Source organism: Mycobacterium sp. 1164966.3 (assembly GCF_001665395.1).
Taxonomy (GTDB): Bacteria; Actinomycetota; Actinomycetes; order Mycobacteriales; family Mycobacteriaceae; genus Mycobacterium.
Genome location: NZ_LZSG01000029.1, coordinates 87,007 through 105,557, shown reverse-complemented (window position 1 = coordinate 105,557; position 18,551 = coordinate 87,007). Strand labels below are relative to the sequence as shown.

13 protein-coding genes are annotated in these 18,551 nt (G+C 66.5%); 6 read left to right on the top strand and 7 right to left on the bottom strand.

The window, feature by feature from the left end:
• The first annotated feature begins 59 nt into the window (after positions 1–59).
• A complete protein-coding gene (locus tag A9W99_RS10355) occupies positions 60–554 on the top strand; it encodes a MarR family winged helix-turn-helix transcriptional regulator (RefSeq protein ID WP_067376521.1) in 495 nt (164 codons plus the stop codon).
• A 61-nt stretch (positions 555–615) separates the two neighbouring features.
• The gene (locus A9W99_RS10350) at positions 616–1,287 is read left to right on the top strand and encodes an SDR family oxidoreductase (RefSeq protein ID WP_067376519.1); all 672 of its coding nucleotides are present in this window, start codon (positions 616–618) and stop codon (positions 1,285–1,287) included.
• Positions 1,288–1,292: 5 nt separating this feature from the next.
• Here A9W99_RS10350 and leuS read toward each other — a convergent pair whose 3' ends face one another.
• Positions 1,293–4,193, bottom strand: a complete 2,901-nt coding sequence (gene leuS / locus A9W99_RS10345) for a leucine--tRNA ligase (RefSeq protein WP_067376516.1) — start codon at positions 4,191–4,193, stop codon at positions 1,293–1,295.
• A gap of 179 nt (positions 4,194–4,372) precedes the next feature.
• On the opposite strand from leuS, the gene A9W99_RS10340 reads away from it, so the two are divergent.
• Together A9W99_RS10340 and A9W99_RS10335 are read left to right on the top strand one after the other, a co-directional pair.
• Positions 4,373–5,632 carry an LpqN/LpqT family lipoprotein gene (locus A9W99_RS10340; RefSeq protein ID WP_067376512.1) on the top strand — a complete coding sequence of 420 codons (1,260 nt, stop codon included), beginning with the start codon at positions 4,373–4,375 and terminating at the stop codon, positions 5,630–5,632.
• A gap of 88 nt (positions 5,633–5,720) precedes the next feature.
• A complete protein-coding gene (locus A9W99_RS10335; RefSeq protein WP_067376509.1) occupies positions 5,721–6,068 on the top strand; it encodes a hypothetical protein in 348 nt (115 codons plus the stop codon).
• Positions 6,069–6,120: 52 nt separating this feature from the next.
• On the opposite strand, the gene A9W99_RS10330 is transcribed toward A9W99_RS10335, so the two are convergent.
• The gene (locus A9W99_RS10330; RefSeq protein ID WP_156623043.1) at positions 6,121–6,729 is read right to left on the bottom strand and encodes a YqgE/AlgH family protein; all 609 of its coding nucleotides are present in this window, start codon (positions 6,727–6,729) and stop codon (positions 6,121–6,123) included.
• 140 nt (positions 6,730–6,869) lie between these two features.
• Here A9W99_RS10330 and A9W99_RS10325 point away from each other — a divergent pair, with 140 nt between their 5' ends.
• Both A9W99_RS10325 and A9W99_RS10320 read left to right on the top strand, forming a co-directional pair.
• Entirely contained in the window at positions 6,870–8,177 is a 1,308-nt protein-coding gene (locus A9W99_RS10325) for an MFS transporter (protein ID WP_067376572.1), read from the top strand.
• Positions 8,177–8,950, top strand: coding sequence for a TIGR03084 family metal-binding protein (locus A9W99_RS10320; RefSeq protein ID WP_067376506.1), 774 nt, complete (start codon positions 8,177–8,179; stop codon positions 8,948–8,950). Before A9W99_RS10325 ends, A9W99_RS10320 begins: the two co-directional genes overlap by 1 nt.
• A gap of 147 nt (positions 8,951–9,097) precedes the next feature.
• On the opposite strand, the gene A9W99_RS10315 is transcribed toward A9W99_RS10320, so the two are convergent.
• The 5 genes from A9W99_RS10315 to eccCa all read right to left on the bottom strand — a co-directional run bounded on the left by A9W99_RS10315 (position 9,098) and on the right by eccCa (position 18,549).
• Positions 9,098–10,894 (bottom strand): serine/threonine-protein kinase PknH/PknJ, encoded by a 1,797-nt coding sequence (locus tag A9W99_RS10315; RefSeq protein ID WP_156623042.1) that lies wholly within the window; start codon positions 10,892–10,894, stop codon positions 9,098–9,100.
• Positions 10,895–10,972: 78 nt separating this feature from the next.
• On the bottom strand, positions 10,973–12,772 hold the full coding sequence (locus tag A9W99_RS26810) for a sensor domain-containing protein (RefSeq protein WP_067376500.1): 1,800 nt from the start codon (positions 12,770–12,772) through the stop codon (positions 10,973–10,975).
• A gap of 105 nt (positions 12,773–12,877) precedes the next feature.
• Positions 12,878–14,056, bottom strand: coding sequence for a PPE domain-containing protein (locus tag A9W99_RS10305; RefSeq protein ID WP_067376497.1), 1,179 nt, complete (start codon positions 14,054–14,056; stop codon positions 12,878–12,880).
• A 9-nt stretch (positions 14,057–14,065) separates the two neighbouring features.
• On the bottom strand, positions 14,066–14,365 hold the full coding sequence (locus tag A9W99_RS10300) for a PE domain-containing protein (RefSeq protein ID WP_067376494.1): 300 nt from the start codon (positions 14,363–14,365) through the stop codon (positions 14,066–14,068).
• A 98-nt stretch (positions 14,366–14,463) separates the two neighbouring features.
• Positions 14,464–18,549 (bottom strand): type VII secretion protein EccCa, encoded by a 4,086-nt coding sequence (gene eccCa / locus A9W99_RS10295; protein ID WP_067376491.1) that lies wholly within the window; start codon positions 18,547–18,549, stop codon positions 14,464–14,466.
• Positions 18,550–18,551: the final 2 nt, after the last annotated feature.

Here is an 18,551-nt window from a genome sequence, read left to right as displayed (position 1 = left end):
TAAGCCTTTTCCAGGTAACTGCCGTCTACGTGCGGCACAGCGCGTTAGACTCCCGACTTATGGCGGACAGCGAACCCACCGAGCCCGAGTTGGCGGAGCTGGCAGAAGGTTTGCACCGTGCACTGTCCAAGCTGTTTTCAATCCTGCGCCGCGGGGATCCCAATGGGGCGGCGGCGGGGGATTTGACCCTGGCGCAGTTGTCGATCCTGGTCACGTTGCTGGATCAGGGACCCATCCGGATGACGGACCTGGCCGCGCACGAACGGGTGCGGACGCCCACCACCACCGTGGCAATCCGACGGCTGGAGAAGATCGGGCTGGTAAAGCGCTCGCGCGATCCGTCTGACCTGCGCGCCGTGCTGGTCGACATCACGCCGCGCGGGCGAGCCGTGCACGGCGAATCGCTGGCCAACCGCCGCGCCGCTCTGGCCGCGATGCTCGGCCAGCTCCCCGCCTCCGATCTGAACACCCTCATGAAGGCGCTCAAGCCGCTGGAGCGCCTGGCCTCCGGCGAACCCGCGGCAGGTGACGCGCCCGCACGCAAGCAGGCTTGAAAACATATGAATATCAATTGCATTGGATAGCAGTTTCGATGGCCGCCCCTAAGCTGGAACGATGCCCACTGCACTTATCACGGGCGCCGGTGGCGGGATAGGCTCCGCCATCGCCGAAGCGCTGGCGCCGACGCACACCCTGCTGTTGGCCGGTCGCCCCTCCGACCGGCTTGACGCGGTCGCGACCCGACTCGACGCCACGACATTCCCGCTGGACCTGACCGACACCGACGAGATCGCGGCCAGCTGCGAAATAATCGACATGCTCGACGTGCTGGTGCACAACGCCGCGGTGTCTGTCCCCGCCCGGTTCGCCGACTCGACAGTCGACGAGTGGCGCACTGTCTTTGATGTCAATATCATTGGGCCAGTTGCCCTTACGCTGGCGCTGTTACCGGCGCTGCGGCAGGCTCGGGGGCAGGTGGTGTTGATCAACTCCGGTGCGGGACTTCGGGTTTCGTCGGGCCTGGCGGCATATTCGGCGAGCAAGTTCGCGCTGCGCGCGTTCGCCGACTCGCTGCGCCAGGACGAGCCCGACTTGCGCGTGACCACCGTTTACCCGGGCCGCACCGACACCGAAATGCAGCGCGAGATCAGGGAATTCACCGGCGGCGAGTACGACCCTTCCAAGTTCATGCGGCCCGAAACCGTCGCGGCGGCCGTTGCCACCGCGGTGAATACCCCACGCGACGGCCAACTCGACGAGGTGGTGATCCGGCCGGGGCGCGCTTAGCCGCTTTACACGACCAGGTTGACCAGCCGGCCCGGGACGACGATCACCTTGCGCGGCGTGGCGCCGGCCAAGAACGTCTGCACCTTGTCGTCGGACAGCGCGGCAGCCGTCAACGTTTCCTCGTCGGCGTCGGCCGCGACTACCACCCGGCCGCGCACCTTGCCGTTCACCTGCACCGGATATTCGACGGTGTCGTCGACCAGGTGGGCCGGATCGAACTGCGGGAACGGGCCGTGCGCCAAGGAGGTGGTGTGCCCCAGCCGCAGCCACAGCTCCTCCGCCAGGTGGGGGGCCAGCGGTGCGAGCATCAGCACCAGCGGCTCGACCGCCGCGCGGGGCACCGAGTCACGGTGCTCCTTGGTGAGGTGGTTGGTGTACTCGATCAATTTGGCGACCGCAGTGTTATTACGCAGTGCGGCATAGTCTTCCGATACGCCCGCGACAGTACGATGCAATGCTCGCAAGGTGTCGGTGGCCAACTCGCCATCGACCACCCGGGCTTCGCCGGTGTTCTCGTCGACCACCAATCGCCAAACCCGCTGCAGAAAGCGATGCGCGCCGACGACATCCTTGGTGGCCCACGGACGCGAGGCCTCCAGCGGGCCCATCGACATCTCGTACACCCGCAGCGTGTCAGCGCCGTACCCATCGCAGATCTCGTCGGGCGAGATCGAATTCTTCAGGCTCTTACCGATTTTCCCGAATTCTTGGAACACTTCGAATTCGTCGTCGGGCCCCGGATAGACGAATTTGCCGTCGCGCTCGATCACCTGCTCCGCGGGTACATAGGACCCACGTGCGTCGGTGTAGGCGAACGCCTGGATGTAGCCCTGGTTGACCAGCCTTCGGTAGGGCTCCCGGGAAGTGACGTGACCCAGGTCGTAGAGGACCTTGTGCCAGAACCGCGAATACAGCAGGTGCAGCACTCCGTGCTCGGCGCCCCCGACGTACAAGTCGACGCCGCCCGGGTCGTCGGGGCCGCGCTCCGCGGGCCGCGGCCCCATCCAGTAGGCTTCGTTTTCCTTGGCGCAGAAGCGCTCTGAGTTATGCGGATCGGTGTAGCGCAGTTCATACCAAGAGCTGCCGGCCCAATTCGGCATGACGTTGGTGTCGCGCGTGTAGGGTTTCAGGCCGTCGCCCAGGTCCAGCTCGACGTGAACCCATTCGGTTGCCTTGGCCAGCGGCGGCGAAGGTTCGCTGTCGGCGTCCTCGGGATCGAAGAGTACCGGCGAATAGTCCGGCACATCGGGCAGTTCGACCGGAAGTGCCGCATCGTCGAGGGCATGGGGGCGGCCGTCGCTGTCATAGACGATGGGAAACGGCTCGCCCCAATACCGTTGCCTGGCAAACAGCCAGTCGCGCAGCTTGTATTCGACGCGGGCCTGGCCGCGCCCTTCGGCTTCGAGGCGGGCGGTGATGGCCTCCTTGGCTGGCGCCACGTTCATACCGTCGAGGTAGCCGGAGTTCACCAGCGTGCCGTCGCCCGTGTATGCAGCTTCCGAAATGTCGCCACCGGCAATAACTTCGACGATCGGCAGTCCGACTTCACGGGCGAAATCCCAGTCCCGCTGGTCGTGGCCGGGTACTGCCATGATCGCGCCGGTGCCGTAGCCGGCCAGCACATAGTCGGCAATGAAGATCGGCACCGGCTTGCCGTTGGCCGGGTTGATCGCCTGTGTGCCCAGAAAGACGCCGGTCTTCTCTCGGCTCTCCTGGCGCTCCAGATCCGATTTCGTACCGATTGCGCGGCGGTAGGCGGTCACCGCCTCACCCGGTGTTGCGGCACCGTACGTCCAACGCGGGTCGGTCCCGTCCGGCCAGGCGCCGGCCACCAGGTCGTCCACCAGCTCGTGTTCGGGTGCCAAAACCAGGTACGTGGCTCCGAACAGCGTGTCTGGCCGGGTGGTGAACACCTCGATGTCGCGCGCCTGGCCGCTGCCGCTGGTAGCCGAAAACAGCGCCATGGCGCCGGTTGAGCGGCCAATCCAGTTGCGCTGCATGGTTTTTATCTGGTCCGGCCAGTCCAGCACGTCCAAGTCGTCGAGCAGCCGGTCGGCATAGGCGGTGATACGCATCATCCACTGCCGCAACCGCTTCCGGAATACCGGGAAGTTTCCGCGTTCACTGCGGCCGTCGGCGGTGACCTCTTCGTTGGCCAGCACGGTGCCCAAACCGGGACACCAGTTCACCATTGAGTCCGCCCGGTAGACCAGCCGGCAGTTGTCGACGACGTCGGCCCGGTCTTTCAGCGACAGCTTGGCCCAGTCCCTCCCGTCATCGAGGCTGCGTGCACCGGAATCGAATTCGGCGATCAACTCCGATATCGGCCGGGCCTTATTGGCCGCGACGTCGAACCAGGCGTTGTAGATCTGCAGGAAGATCCACTGGGTCCACTTGTAGAACTCGACATCGGTGGTTGAAAAACTGCGTCGGCTGTCGTGACCGAAACCCAGCCGGCCTAGCTGGCGCCGGAAGTTGACGATGTTGGCCTCGGTCCTGGTGCGCGGATGCGTGCCGGTTTGCACCGCGTACTGCTCGGCGGGCAGGCCGAACGAGTCAAACCCCAAGGCGTGCAGCACGTTACGGCCAAGCATCCGGAAGTAGCGCGCGTAGACGTCGGTGGCGATGTATCCCAGCGGGTGTCCGACGTGCAATCCGTCGCCGGACGGGTAGGGAAACATATCCTGGACGAACAGCTTGTCCGCCGGTACGGCGCTACCATCGGCCGGGGCCAGCGAGCCCACCGGATTTGGCACGTTGAATGTCCCGAGCTCAGCCCATTTCTGCTGCCAGTCGCTTTCGATACGGCCCGCCAGCTCCGCGGTGTAACGGAATCGCGGCGCATCGGGATCCGGTGCAACAGCGCCTGCGTTGCCCGCGGGCGCAGCGGTCGGGGATTCGCTCACGTGAACAGGGTAGAGGGCGGGGCCGGTCGACCCGCCGGCCACAGGTTGGTATCGGTTGCGTAGCACACCGATCAGAGGTTCATCCCAGCTCGATTTCAGGCCTGTTCACCCCCTTTGACCTCTGGTTACAGTCGGCCTCAATACGGGCCCGTGCCCGGGCTCAGGAGGGATCGACGCAAATGTTTCAGGTCGCACGGACGTGGCTGGCCGTCTCTGGAGGTCTGGCCGCCGGCGCGATCGGTGTCACCGCCTTCGCCGGTGGCACCGCATCCGCGGCGCCTTTGCAGCCACTCCCCCCACCCACCCCTGGTGTCACAGCGCCGGCACCGGCCCCGCAGAACGCCACGGGCCTGCCGGGCGGTACCAACAGGTTCGCGCCAGCCGCGCCGGGGGCCAACCCCGCCCCCCCCCCCGTTGCCCCGGCTGCCCCGGCACCCGCCGCCGGGACGCCCCTGCCGGCCACCGCGATCGCACCGGTCACCGGAACGATACGCGACTACCTGCAGTCGAAGGGCGTCAAGCTGGAAGCGCAGAAACCTCAGGGCTTCAATGCACTCGACATCACCCTGCCGGTACCCACCCGCTGGACTCAGGTACCCGACCCCAATGTGCCCGACGCCTTCGCGGTGATCGCCGACCGGCTCGGCAGCAGCCTGTACACCTCGAACGCGCAGGTCGTGGTCTACAAGCTGATCGGCGACTTCGATGCCAGGGAGGCCATCGCGCATGGCTTCGTCGACAGCCAGCAATTGTCCGCGTGGCAGACCACGAACGCCTCGCAGGCAGATTTCATGGGCTTCCCGTCGTCAATCATCGAGGGCACCTACCGCCAGAACGACATGGTGCTCAACACCTCCCGGCGGCACGTCATCGCCACCTCCGGAAAGGACAAGTATCTGGTGTCGCTGGCGGTGACCACCGCGCAGTCGCAAGCGGTTGCCGACGGACCCGCGACCGACGCCATCATCAACGGATTCCGCGTGACGGCTCCGTCCGGTCCGGCGGCACCGGTGGCACCAGCGGCTCCCGCTCCGGCCGCCCCGGCGGCTCCCGCGCCGGCGGCGTCGGCGGCACCCGCGGCCCCTGGCCAAGCGCCCGCGCAGCTTCCGGTCGCCGCTCCCCCGCAGGCAGCCGTCGCCGCTCCCCCGCAGGCAGCCGTCGCCGCTCCCCCACGAGCGCCCGTCGCGGCTCCCACCCAGGCACCCGTTCCGGCTCCCACCCAGGTATCGGCGGCGGCGCCAATCGCCGTACCTGCGCAGGCGCCCGCGGTGGCGCCCGGCACGACGAGCCTTCCGGCAACCGCGGGAATTCCGGCCACGGCGCCCGCACCCGGCCAGTCGCTCACCCCGCAGCCAACACCCAATCTGCTGGCCCTGCTTCCCGGACTGCCGCCACTACCGAACCTGCACCTGAACCTGCTGGGAACCCAACCGCGTTAGCCGAGCGCGACGGCAGCCGGGCGCTGGGGCATCCCCCGCGCAGGGAACCCGACGAGCGGATCGCCGGTCGTCCTCGTATTGTGAGCCCATGCTGATCGCGGGCGTGCTATGCGTGTGTGCGGCGGTGGCCTCCGCCGGATTTGGAACCTGGTCGCTTTCGCACGCCCCCTCCGCCGACGCGACCCAGGCGGCCCTGCGTGCCATCGCCCCCACGCAGTTGGCGGTCGCGGTGATGCTGGCGGCCGGCGGGGTAGTGGCCTTGGTGGCATCACCGCCCACCGCTTTGGTGCTGGTGATCGTCTGTGTCGCAGGCGCTTTCGGCACGCTGGCCGCCGGATCCTGGCAGAGCGCACGCTTCGTGCTGCGCCGCGAGGCATCTTCTGAGCCGGCCGCATGCGCGGGCGATTGCGGGGTCTGCACCTTCTCCTGCCACTGAACATGTGCGGATGACGGCTTTGGAGAAGCGTCGAACTAAGGGAGACTCGCGGTTAGTTGCGGCTGACGTCGATGGGATGGGTGGCCAACAGCGAAAGCGGCAACGGCTGACGGCGCAGCACCTGACCCCACAGATCGGACCGAGGCCCTACCAGAACGTCAGAGGGCAACGCAGACAACACGATCCAGTCGTCGCGCTCGATTTCCCCTTCGAGCTGACCGATGGTCCAGCCGGAGTACCCCGCGTAGATTCGCACGCCCTCCACCAGCGGTGCGATCTGATCGGGGTCGGCATCCAGATCCACCATCACCATCCGGCCGGCGACATGCCGAAGGCCCGGCACATCCTCCGGATCGGCGCCTATGCGCAGCACCGCCAGACACAGCGCCGCATCCCGCTTCACCGGCCCGCCGATGAACATCGTCTTTGGCTTGGCGGCAAGCTTGGCCCACTGTGGCAACACGTTGTACACCGCCGTCTCGCTGGAGCGGTTGAGAACCACGCCCAAAGTACCGCCGTCATTGTGCTCGACGATGTAGATCACGCTGCGGCGAAACGTCGGCTCCAGCAGATCGGTGTTGGCTAGCAGCAACGTACCTGCACGTACCCGTTGCGCGGCAGGTGCGACATAGTCCTCGGGGTCCTCGGGCTGCGGCACCACTCCATCATCGCACTCCCGACGGCATCGCCGGGCCAAACGTGGGCGGCTCGCGGATATTTGTACTGTTGTTGGATCGGCCTCGAGCGAAGGTGAACTTGCTGCCCCGATCGTTGGAAGTGGGTTCTGTGGATCAACCCCGGATGCACGGGAGCGCGCCCATCGCCCTGTGGCGGTCGGTGCGCGATTTGCCCGACTTCTGGCGGCTGCTGCAGGTGCGCATGGTAAGCCAGTTCGGTGATGGCCTATTTCAGGCAGGAATGGCCGTAGCGCTGTTATTCAATCCGGACCGGGCCACCGACCCGATGGCGATCGCGCGCGCCTTCATCGTGCTGTTTCTGCCTTACTCACTGCTGGGACCATTCGCCGGCGCGCTGGTGGACCGGTGGGATCGACGGCTAGTACTGGTGGGCGCCAACCTGGGCAGGCTGGTGCTGGTCGCGGCCATCGGCACGATCTTGGCCACCAAGGCGGGGGAGTGGCCGTTGCTGTGTTTGGCACTGGTCGCCAACGGCTTTACCCGGTTCGTCCTGTCCGGCCTCTCGGCGTCGCTGCCTCATGTCGTGCCGCGCGAACAGGTCGTCACGATGAACTCGGTGGCCACCGCGTCGGGCGCGGTCGCGGCGTTTCTCGGCTTCAACTTCATGCAGCTGCCTCGCTGGTTGGCCGGCGGGGGGGATAAGGGCTCGGCGGTCGTCGTCTTCATCGTCACGATCCCACTGGCGATTGCGTTGCTGTTGTCGTGGCGGTTCGCGCCCGGCGTCCTCGGCCCGGACGACACCCAACGCGCGATTCACGGATCGGCCTTCTACGCGGTGATCACCGGATGGGTACACGGCGCACGCACTGTGGTGCAGGTCCCGACGGTCGCTGCCACCCTGTCCGGCTTGGCCGTACACCGAATGGTGGTCGGGATCAACTCGCTGCTGCTGCTATTGCTGGTCCACCACCCGAAATCTCCGGCGGAGGGTGGATTGAAAATCGCGCTGATCTTCCTGGCAGCGTCGGGCCTCGGGGCTTTCCTCGCCACCGCACTCACCCCGCCCATGATCCGGCGCTGGGGGCGCTACGCCACCGCCAACGGCGCACTGGTGGCTGCCATGATCGTCCAGATCGCCGGCGCCGGGCTGGTGATTCCGATCATGGTGGTCTGCGGCTTTCTGCTCGGGGTGGCCGGTCAGACGATCAAGCTCTGCGCCGACTCCGCGATGCAGATCGACGTCGACGACGCGCTTCGCGGACACGTGTTCGCTGTGCAGGATGCGCTGTTCTGGGTCGCGTTCCTCGTCTCGATAACCATTGCTGCGACGATGGTTCCCGACGACGGGCGCGCGCCGGGGTTTGCGCTTTTCGCGGCGGGACTCTATGTCGTCGGGCTGGTTGCTCACGGCATCATCGGACGCCGTCGACAGCCGGCGCCTGTAATCGACAGTCCGTTCAGGAGACGCTGATGGCGGGTGCCGTATCGATCGTGGCCGACCTGGGGGCCGAAAGCGACGAGCTCGACGCGTTGGTGGCGCCTCTGCCGCCGGGGCGATGGGCCGATCCGACGCCTTCCCCGGGTTGGACGATCGCGCACCAGATCGCGCATTTGTTGTGGACCGACCGGGTGTCGCTGACCGCCATCACAGACGAGGCGGCGTTCGGTGACGTGCTAACGGCGGCGAGCGCCGATCCCGCGGGGTTCGTCGACGCGGGCGCCGAGGAACTGGCCGCTCTGGCGCCCCCGGAGCTGCTCGGCGACTGGCGGGGCACTCGCGCGCGCTTGCACGAGGCGCTGCTGAGCGTTGCCGACGGCCGCAAGCTGCCGTGGTTCGGGCCGCCGATGAGCGCTGCGTCGATGGCCACGGCGCGGTTGATGGAGACCTGGGCGCACGGGCTCGACGTCGCCGATGCTCTCGGCGTCGAGCGACCCGCCACCGAGCGGTTGCGCTCAATCGCGCACCTCGGGGTGCGAACCCGCGACTATGCCTTCTTGGTGAACGAACTGACGCCGCCGACTGAGCCGTTCCGGGTCGAATTGCGGGGGCCCGGCGGCGACACCTGGTCCTGGGGACCGCCCGATGCGGTCCAGCGCGTCACCGGGTCCGCGCAGGACTTCTGCTTCCTGGTCACGCAGCGCCGAGCGTTGAGCACGCTGGATATCGCGGCGGAGGGGCCGGATGCGCAGCGCTGGCTGAAGATAGCTCAAGCTTTCGCCGGGCCTCCCGGCCCCGGTCGATGAGCGCGTGTAGCGCGCGAAGAGAGCCGGGGCCCATCAGGCCAAGCCCCGGTCGATGAGCGCGTCGCGCGCGAAGAGAGCCGGGGCCCATCAGGCCAAGCCCCGGTCGATGAGCGCGTCGCGCGCGAAGAGAGCCGGGCCGGGGCGCACCTATTGCGGGATCTTCGCGGCGATCGCGTTTTTGACGTCTACTCCGCGATCGCCGACGTTCAGTCCATTGACCGCCACGTCGATGATGAAGTTGTTCCGGGCCGTCAACACGCGCTGAACTCCGACCGAGCTACGGGCTTGGGCAGTGAATGTCATCACCAGGCTGTCATCAGGGGTCGTCAGCGGGCCGAATGTCCACCGACTTGGGGTTTCGTTTGGGACTGTCAGCGTGAAGCTCCGCCCAGCACAGCTGGACCACTGCCGGCGTTGGTCGTCGAAGACCTTGCGGGCGGCATCGGCGGAGACATAAGCGATAACCGCTTGCGTGGCCATGTCCGGGCTGGTGGGGCTGGTCAGGATCTGAACTTGCGAACCGATCGATGCGGTATTGCCGTAGGCGCCCCGGTCAGCGGGCGCATATGGGCCGGTGCAGTCCTTGTCTGAGACGCTGGGGGTGTCGTCGGTGAATCCATTGCTGGAGGCGCTTTGCACGACCATCGAGGGGACGCCGAAGACCCCAGCCATCTCTTGTGTGGACAGCAGTAGTCGAGAAACCGCGGACGCAGGCAGCGGCGCTGCGCCGGTCGCGGTGGAGGTGGCTGACGAGCTGGGAGGGAGACTGCTGGACGCCGGCGAGATTGATACCGGCGGGGATGCGGCGGGCGGTGAATGGGATCGCGCGGTGACGGTTACCGCGGTAACCGCGGTGGCGGCGGTCACCAGAGCGGCCGCGACCAGCGCGGCGATCCTGCGACGACGTGGTCGCGTGGCCGGCGGCCCGCGGGGTGGCACAAAGCCCGGCCCCGGCGGGAGATAGTAGGCAGTCGGGGCTGGGTGCATCGTCGTGGGTGCCGCACCGGCGCGGGCCCAGTGCGGACCGCTGGGTTGCGTGGGCGGCGGGTGAGATCCCGGGCCGCCCCGAACCGGTTGCCACGCAGCGGTTGTCGATGCCGCGGGATCGGTGAGGGCCTCGGCGGCGGCTGCGGCCAGCTGGCGCGCCGAGGAGAACCGCTGGGCGGGATGTTTGGCCATCGCGGTCGCGATCACCCCGTCCATCCGCGGTGATATCCCGGGTAGCTGATCGGTCACTCTTGGGGGTGGGGCGTGCAAATGCGCGGCTACCAGCGCGGCCAGGCCGCCAGCTGTCGCGAACGGCTCTTGACCCGTGAGCATCCGAAAGAGCGTGCAACCCAGGGAATACAGGTCGGCCCGTGCGTCAGCCATGCCTCCGGCAAGCACCTCGGGCGCCGCGTAGGGCAGTGTGGCAATCAGCGAGCCAGTGGTTGTCAGTCCGGCATCGCCGAGCGCGCGGGCGATGCCGAAGTCTCCCAGCAAGACGCGCTCGTCGGGCCCGACCGGTCCTGATAACAGCAGGTTCGCCGGCTTGATGTCGCGGTGCACCACGCCGCGCTGGTGGGCATAGTCGAGTGCTCTGGCGGCTTCGCCCACGACATGCGCGGCGCGCGCCGGAGCCATGATGCCCGAGCGCACCGCTTTGTCGGCGTCCGTGCCGTCGACGAATTGCATCGCAATCCACAGCTGGCCGTCGGCGGTTTCGCCGCGGTCATAGATCGACACGATGTTGGGGTGATCCAGCCCAGCGGCCAGATCCGCTTCTCGAATGAAGCGGGCCCGGAAGTCGGGATTGGCGGATAGCTGCGCGCTGAGCACCTTCAGCGCGTCATAACGCGGAAGATACGGGTTGGCGGCCAGATAAACCGCGCCCATGCCGCCCGACCCCAGCAGCCGCTCAATCCGGTAGCCCGACACCACCGATCCGACGCTGAACATGCCCATCGTGATTCACATTAACCGCCGTCGGGCAGGCCTACGGGAGCCCGGTTAATGCCTCTTTCCGGTACCGCATGTCCGCGGCTACACCGGGATTTTCGCGGCGATGGCGTTGAGGATCTCGACGCCCTTCTTGTCGAGGCTGAGTTTGCAGGAGCCGACGTCGACGATGACGTTGTTGCGCGCCGCCAGGGCGCGCTGACATCCGAAATAGCTTTTGCCTTCCCTCGCGGTGGTCAGCACTAGGGTGCCGTCGGGTGTGGTCAGCTGGCTGAAGGCCCAGCGGTGCGGTGCCTCGCTGGGAAGCGTCACCGTGAAGGTCCGCCCCGCGCACGCCGACCATTTCTGGTGTTGGTCGGCGAGAACCTTCTGGGCAGCATCCGCGGTCGGGTAGGCGATAACGGCTTGCTGGACGACTTCGTGGCCGGTGGGATTTCGCACGAATTGCCACTGCGACCCGGTCGATCCGGTGTTCGTGTAAGCCCCCTGGTCAGCCGGCTCATAGGGTCCGCTGCAGTCCTTTTCGGAAATGTAGGGAGAGCCGTCAACAAATGAGTCGGTCGATGATTCGGCGACCTGCATGGTGGGCGCCCCCATTATCGCGGTGATCTGCTCGGCGGGCAGCAAGAATCCGCTCAGCGCCGACGCGGGCACCGGGGCCCCCAGAGGCCCTGGTGCGGTGGTGGTTGGCTGACCGCTCGCCTGCCGGCCCGACGTCGGCGGTGCCGACGCCGATGGGGATGCCGGGTGTACCGGCTGCGATCGCACGGTGAACGTCAGCGCCATGACGGTCGCGGCGACGGCTGCGATGAGAATCGTGGCCATGACCGCGATCCGGCGTTCACGTGGCCGCCGGTGTGCTGGCGGAGGTCCCATGAAGACGGCCGGTTGGGGTGCGCCGGGGTAGTGAGGCGGCACGGGTGGCCCCGCCATCGTGCGGGCGACCCCGGGCTGCCACCACTGCGAACCGGTTGACTGCGTCGGCACCGACTGCGAGCTGACCTCGGCGCTCGAAATCGGTTGCCACGGAGCAGTAATGGAGCCCGTCGCATCATTGAGCGCTGCGATGGCGGCCGACGCGAGCTCACGACTCGAGGAAAACCGGTGCGCGGGGTCTTTCGCCATCGCGGTCGCGATCACTGCGTCCATTCGCGGCGACAATCCTTGGGCCCAATCGCTGACCCGTGGCGGCGGGGCCTGCAGGTGGGCAGCGACCACGGCGGCCATGCCGTCGACCCACGCGAACGGCGCCTTGCCCGTCAGCAGCCGAAACAGCGTGCAGCCCAACGAATACTGGTCGGCGCGCCCGTCGAACGGAAGGCCGCTGAGGACCTCCGGCGACGCATACGACACCGTCGCCAGCACCGACCCAGTGACGGTCAGACCCACATCACCGAGTGCGCGCGCAATGCCGAAGTCTCCCAAGAGCACTCGTTCTTCGGGTCCGACGGGCCCGGACAGCAGAAAGTTCGCCGGCTTGACATCGCGGTGCACGACGCCACGCTGGTCGGCGTAGTCCAGCGCCTTGGCGACCTCGCCAATGATGTACGCGGTGCGTGCCGGGGTCATCGTGCCCGCACGCAACACCTTGTCGGAATCGGTGCCGTCGACGAATTGCATCGCGATCCACAACTGACCCTCATCGGTTTGCCCGCGGTTGTAGATCGACACGATGTTGGGGTGGTCCAGCCGAGCCGCGACATCGGCTTCCCGGATGAACCGAGCGCGAAAGTCCGGGTCCCCGGACAACTCGGCATTGAGCACCTTGAGCGCGTCGTAGCGGGGGAGACTGGGGTGCGCAGCCAGATAAACCTCACCCATGCCGCCCGATCCCAATACCCGTTCGATCCGGTAACCCGCCACCACCGACCCGGCGCTGAGCATGCCCTATCCGGCTCCAAATGCATCACGCGGCGTACCGCCGCTGGGACGAGCTGACATGGCAATCATTCGTTCAGTATGCGGGCGCTCTTCCAGCGCCGGCGAAGATCACGGCTCCGTTTGGTCGCTGGGGACGACAACGCGGGCGCGGGCGACGTCCTTCTCGGCCTCACCGCCGCCACCACGCGCCGACATGCCCGCCGATGTCAACGGCATGGGAGCACCACCCATTCCGGTTGTCGTTGTGGGACTTCGTATCTCGGCGGCGTTGAGCACCCCGGCCCGCAGGCCCACGGGCTTGCCGCCGGTTTCCGGCTCGAAACTACTGGTCGGCCGGGTATAGCTGGTCAGTCCGGCTCCGGGAAAGGACCCTGATGCGCCGGCGCCGCCGGCGGACGCACCACCGATACCACCGCCGGCCAGCACCGGTTCGACGGCCGCGGCCGCAGTGGGCGCGGCGGTCGCGGGAAACATCCCGGCCATCGATTGCAGCATGGTTTGCGGCAGACCGGCGATTCCCTGAAACGCCTGTATCGGAGCCTGGACCAGCTGCTTGAGCGGCTCGGTGGCGCTGGACACCATCGACATAGGTTGCTGCATAAGCGAACTCAGTTGGCTACTCGCATCAGCGGGAGTGCCCGCTGTGTGCCCCGCAGTCTGGGCGGCCTGCGTCGATGCCTGCATCGCGTCGTTTATCCCGGTGTGTGCCGCGGCCTGCCCGACGGCTTCGGCGGCGGCCGCCGGGGCGCCCGGTGACGCTCCGAGCGGGGCGATGGGCGGCGGCACGCCCAGCATGGCAGTCAGCGTGCTCATGACGCCGGAATACGTCCAGCCGCGGATCGAATTATGCGGCCAATGCTCGCCGAAGTATTCCGTGTCGCGTTCGACGATCGCCGGGGTGTTCTGACCGAAGAAGTTGGTGGCGTTCAGCACGGCCCATTCGTCTCGGTTGGTCTGCGAGACCACCGACGGGATGACCGTGGACTGCGCAATGGTGAAGGCCTCGACGGCGGCTTGGGTGACGCTGATCTTGTGCGCGGTCCAGCCGACCAGTGTCTGCAGTCCCGCGTTCAGCCCGGTCGCGGCGGCCATCGAAGCGGTGGCCCCGAAACCCTGCCATTGCGCGGCAGTGACAAGGGTGTTGACCGCCGAAAGTCCCATCGACAGTTCCTTGGTCGCTGTCTCGGTGACCCATACCAGGTTGTTGGCGATCACCGAGGCTGCACTGCCCGCCTCGAAAATCGCCGCCACCAGCTCGGGCGGACCTGACCACCTCGGGTCGGCCATGGTGTCCTCTTAGAGCAGGCCCGCGTTGATCGACTCGACGGCGGTCGTGGTGCCGACAGCCATCCCTTGCGCACCCGAGAAAGCCGCCCGCTGGCCGACGTGCTCGGCCGTCGAAGCCAAGTAGGCCGTTCCGGCGGCGTTCAGGGCGGCTGCGAACTGGACGGAGTCGGCGTCCGCCGCCATCGGCAGCACCCCGGTGAGGGCTGCCGCTCCGGCCGCGGTGGTGGCTGCCATCCCCTCGCTGATCCCGGCCTCGGCCGCTGCCGACAAGTCGACGCCGTCCGGAATCATGCTGAATAAGCCACCCATATATCGATCTCCCTTTGTTTGTAGGCCGCTGGAGCTGTCTGAGTCTAAGAAGGGTGACACAAGCTGTCGAGTCAGGGTGAGTGACGTCGGCTGGTGTCCTATTCCGGCACTCCGACCAGCACTCCTTCGATCGCGCCGTCGGTGGTGACCAGCAGGCCGCGGCCGGGCGGCAGTTGCTGCGCGCTTATCCGGCCGAAGACCTTCACCGCTGCGGGATCGTTGTCCATGAACAACGTGGGGGCGCGCGAACTGGTCATCTTCTGCAGGAACGGGTTCGTCACCGACACCCCCGCCCAGTTCCCTGGCAGCCGCGAGACGATCACGTGCAGACCGATCTCCCGACTGCGTTCGATCAGTCCCCACAACGGCGCCGTGGCAGCGTTCTTGCCGATCACGCCGTGCGGTCGCAGCTCCTGCTCGTCGTCGATCAGCAGGAAATGGTGCGGGCCCTGCCAGGTGCCCCGGCTCAGCAGTTCTTCCTGACTCAAGCCCGACGGTGGCAGGCGGTCTCGCATGATCTGCGCCAACCCTTCGATCACCCCGTCGATGTCGTCTTCGGTATAGGCGTACGCACGCACATGCGGAGCCTGGATCTTGCCGATGAGCGATGTCTTGGGGTCGATGATGCTGATTTGTGCCTGCTCGGGGGTGAAGCGACTGACGATCGCCTGCCCGAGGGCGGCCAACGCCGTTGTCTTCCCGCACAGCTGGCGGCCCAGCACCAGCAGGTTGGGCACCATCCGGGCGGGCAAAGCCACCGGCTGCAACGCACTTTCGCCGATCGCGAACGGGATGTTCAGCGGATCGGCGGCGGCAGTGGCGTCTGCGGTATCTGCGAATTCGGCAATCACCTGGCTGAGCTCGATCCGCTCGGGCAACCGTGCCAGCCGCTCCACCCGGCCGGCGCCGGTCAGACCGCCGATCAGAGGGCCGAGCTCCCGGGTGGTCACGCGCGCACCGTTGCTCGCGGTGATCTCGGGCACCCCCACCAGCAGCTCATAGCCGTCGCGGGTGACCCCGAACCCGGGCCTGTCCAACGTGTTTCGGGCCGCTTTTCGGCGTTCGAATCCTTCGCCCATCTGCGTTTCGTCCGGGTTGCTCAGCCGCAGCTGAATGCGTGCATTCGACACGTTGACCAGCTGCTGCTTCTGGCCCACCAGCCACGCCGTGGCGCTGGTCATGATGTGCACCCCGTAGGACAGGCCCTGGCGGGCGATCGCGATCAGACGGTCTCCGGTCGCAACGTCCTTCTCGTAGAGGTCGGTGAAATTGTCGACGACAAGGAATACGTCGCCGAATTTGTCGTCGGGATCGGTCGGGCCGGCACCGCCCGTGCCGAAGCGGCGATCGCGGAATTCGGAAATGTCGATCTGATACCGCTTGAACGACGCCTCCCGCGCGAGAACCAATCCCTCCATCGAAGCGATCGTCCGCGACACCCCCTCGCGGTCGGTCTGGCTCACCACGGACGCCACATGCGGCAACTCTTCGACCGGGTACAGCGAGGCCCCGATGCAGAAGAACGTCACCCGCTCGGGGCGATACATCAACGCCGCCGAAGTCATCAACGTCATCAACGTGGTGGACTTGCCGCGCTGAGCGGTGGCCACCACCATGACGTTGTCCATCTCCGCGTCGATTGCGTGCACTCGCTGGGCGTGCTCGTCAGGAATGTCCACAATTCCAACAGGGAACACCAGGCCCGGGTTCTCGCCGTAGTCGACATTCCAGGGCTTGTCGCGCCACCGCGCCACCAGCGCGTCCACCGGCTCGCTGACTTCCAAAGGCGGCAGCCATATCTGATGAGGCGGCCGTGCCGGGTGCGAGACCAGCGACTCGCGAATCACGTCGACCAGCTTCTTCTTCCGGAACCCGTCAGGATGGAAGAGAAACTCATCGGGTTCCTCGGGTTGATCCGCCACCGCCAGAGCGGCGCTGTCGGATTCGCTCAGCGGCTGGTATGCCCAGGTGTACGAGCGTGGTTGGGAAAAGCTCACCGCCACAGTCTTGTTCACGTTGGCGGCGCGCTTCGGCACCACGAAGGGAGCCGACACGTAGAAGCACCGGAATTGCTCGAGGTCGCGCGGACCGACTTTGAGCAACGCGTAGCCGTTCTCTTTGGATGGCAGATGCAACGCCGAGTCACTACCGATGACGTCCCGCGAGTCCTCTGCGGTTTCCGCACGTAGCGCAACCCGAAAAGCAATGTTGCTCTTGACTTTGCTGAGCGACGAGAGATCCAGTCGCTGGCCGCCCAGTGTGAAGAAAACGTTGCAGCCTCGGCCCTCTTGTCCGATGTGAATCACGAGATCGATCCACTCCGGGTGGTGAATGAACAGTTCGAGGTACTCGTCGATGATGACCAGCAGAATCGGCACCGGCTCCAGATCCCGTCCGGCGAGCCGCATCTCCTCGTACTCGTTGGCGTCTCGCGCTCCGGCATCCTTGAAAAGCCGATAGCGCCTGGCTATCTCGCCGTTGATCGCCTTTCGCATCCGCTCGGCCAGATGACGGTCGTCCTTGCCCAGGTTGGACAGTGAACCGGCGACGTGCGGAAATCCCTGCAAGTCTTGGGCCGCCGACTCGAACTTCATGTCGACGAAGATCACGATGACGGTCTCCGGTGAGTGCGTCAGCGCGATCCCGCTGCACAATGACAAGAAGTATTCCGACTTACCCGAGCCAGATGTGCCGATCACCACGGAGTGAAAGCCGTAACCACCAAAGTCCTTGGCGCGCAGAATCACATGCTGCAGTTCACCACCTTGCTTGACACCGACCGGCACCATCGCCCACTTGTGGTCGCCGCGGCCACGGCTGTCGGACCAGAGCCTGTCGACGTCGAGTTCTCGAGGGTCGGCGATACCCAGCGCGCGCAGTAGCTCACCGCCCTGGCTGTCGGTTTCGGACAGATCCGCAGCGCTCATCGGGGACCAGCGGGCAAGCGCCCGCGCATACCTGTTGGCGGTGCTCTCGGCGAGCATATCCGCCACGGCGTAGAACGTTTCGCGATGCGTGAGCCGGCCCTCGCGCAGCGCAAACCGCTGCTTGTCGTCGAACCCGACGCCGATGCCCTCCCGAGTCGCCAACCGCAACACCGTGATTCCGGCCATGCCCTTCTGCCCGGTGACGCCCTCCCATTGCTCGGGCGTGCCGACATTGTCGTCCACGATCACCCAATGCGGGCCTAGCGCTGGGCCGCCGAGCGATTCCACGGGCGACGGCATCGACGTCGGGCTGGCCCCGACCGGTGGCGTCCACGGTCCGCGGCCCTTGCGATGCAACTCGGCGTCGAGTGCTTCTTCCAGCTCCGCCGGAGACGCAAACACCAACCGTCGCAGTCCACATGCGTCGAACATCTCGTCGTGCTGATTGTGTGGCAGCCATACCAACCACGACCAGAATTCGGGATGGCGGGTGACCACCATCACCTTGAGGTCGTTGGGGCTGTGGTAGACGGCAAGCGAAGACAGTACGGACCGCATCAGGCTGTGCAGCTCACCGGGCTCTGCGCCGATGAAGCTGAAGCCCGGGCTTGACCGCAGGCTCAGTACCTTGCCAATACCGCGAATCTTGCTCTGCTCCAGAATGAAATCCCTTAGCGCGCCGCCGGTTACCGGCTCAAGTTCTTCGCCGACGGGAACGTCCGGCCATTGCAGCGAAACCGCCGACTCGTTGGCCTGCTGCACGCCGATCCCGAGGCGGACGTCGAGGAAGTCGGGGTCGCTGGGCCGCCGTTCCCACATCCGCGGTCCGCCGATGACGGTGTCCAATCGCTGCGGATCAGCGTGGACGAACAGCTGGCCATCGCGCTGCTCTTGGGCGGCGCGCTGCACCTCGTCGCGGTCCTCGTCGAGTTGGCGCAGGTAGCTGCGGCGTTGCTTTTCTTGTTCGCCCCAACTGATCCGGCGTGCCCGTCCGAAGCGTCCGCTGAACATGAGCGTGCCGAACCCCACCAGGCCGATCATCGGGAAGAACCCGGACTGCAGGGATCGGATCCCCGACGCGTACATCACCACCAGCGTGCCGATGATGCCGACCAGCAGCGCCGGCAGCGCGATCATCAACAGAATGTTTCGTGGCTCGCGTTCGGGCAGCGCCATCGGCGCGCCGATCGCGATTCGCACCGGCGGAATGGTCGGCGCCGGCTTGCGGGCAGCCCGGACGAACCCTTGTTTGGACATGC

Excerpts from the sequence above, each read along its gene's own strand:
- A9W99_RS10355 (WP_067376521.1), top strand. The coding sequence starts at position 60 with ATGGCGGACAGCGAACCCACCGAGCCCGAGTTGGCGGAGCTGGCAGAA.
- A9W99_RS10350 (WP_067376519.1), top strand. The coding sequence starts at position 616 with ATGCCCACTGCACTTATCACGGGCGCCGGTGGCGGGATAGGCTCCGCC.
- A9W99_RS10340 (WP_067376512.1), top strand. The coding sequence starts at position 4,373 with ATGTTTCAGGTCGCACGGACGTGGCTGGCCGTCTCTGGAGGTCTGGCC.
- A9W99_RS10335 (WP_067376509.1), top strand. The coding sequence starts at position 5,721 with ATGCTGATCGCGGGCGTGCTATGCGTGTGTGCGGCGGTGGCCTCCGCC.
- A9W99_RS10325 (WP_067376572.1), top strand. The coding sequence starts at position 6,870 with ATGCACGGGAGCGCGCCCATCGCCCTGTGGCGGTCGGTGCGCGATTTG.
- A9W99_RS10320 (WP_067376506.1), top strand. The coding sequence starts at position 8,177 with ATGGCGGGTGCCGTATCGATCGTGGCCGACCTGGGGGCCGAAAGCGAC.
- A9W99_RS10315 (WP_156623042.1), bottom strand. The coding sequence starts at position 10,894 with ATGGGCATGTTCAGCGTCGGATCGGTGGTGTCGGGCTACCGGATTGAG.
- A9W99_RS26810 (WP_067376500.1), bottom strand. The coding sequence starts at position 12,772 with ATGCTCAGCGCCGGGTCGGTGGTGGCGGGTTACCGGATCGAACGGGTA.
- A9W99_RS10305 (WP_067376497.1), bottom strand. The coding sequence starts at position 14,056 with ATGGCCGACCCGAGGTGGTCAGGTCCGCCCGAGCTGGTGGCGGCGATT.
- A9W99_RS10300 (WP_067376494.1), bottom strand. The coding sequence starts at position 14,365 with ATGGGTGGCTTATTCAGCATGATTCCGGACGGCGTCGACTTGTCGGCA.
- eccCa (WP_067376491.1), bottom strand. The coding sequence starts at position 18,549 with ATGTCCAAACAAGGGTTCGTCCGGGCTGCCCGCAAGCCGGCGCCGACC.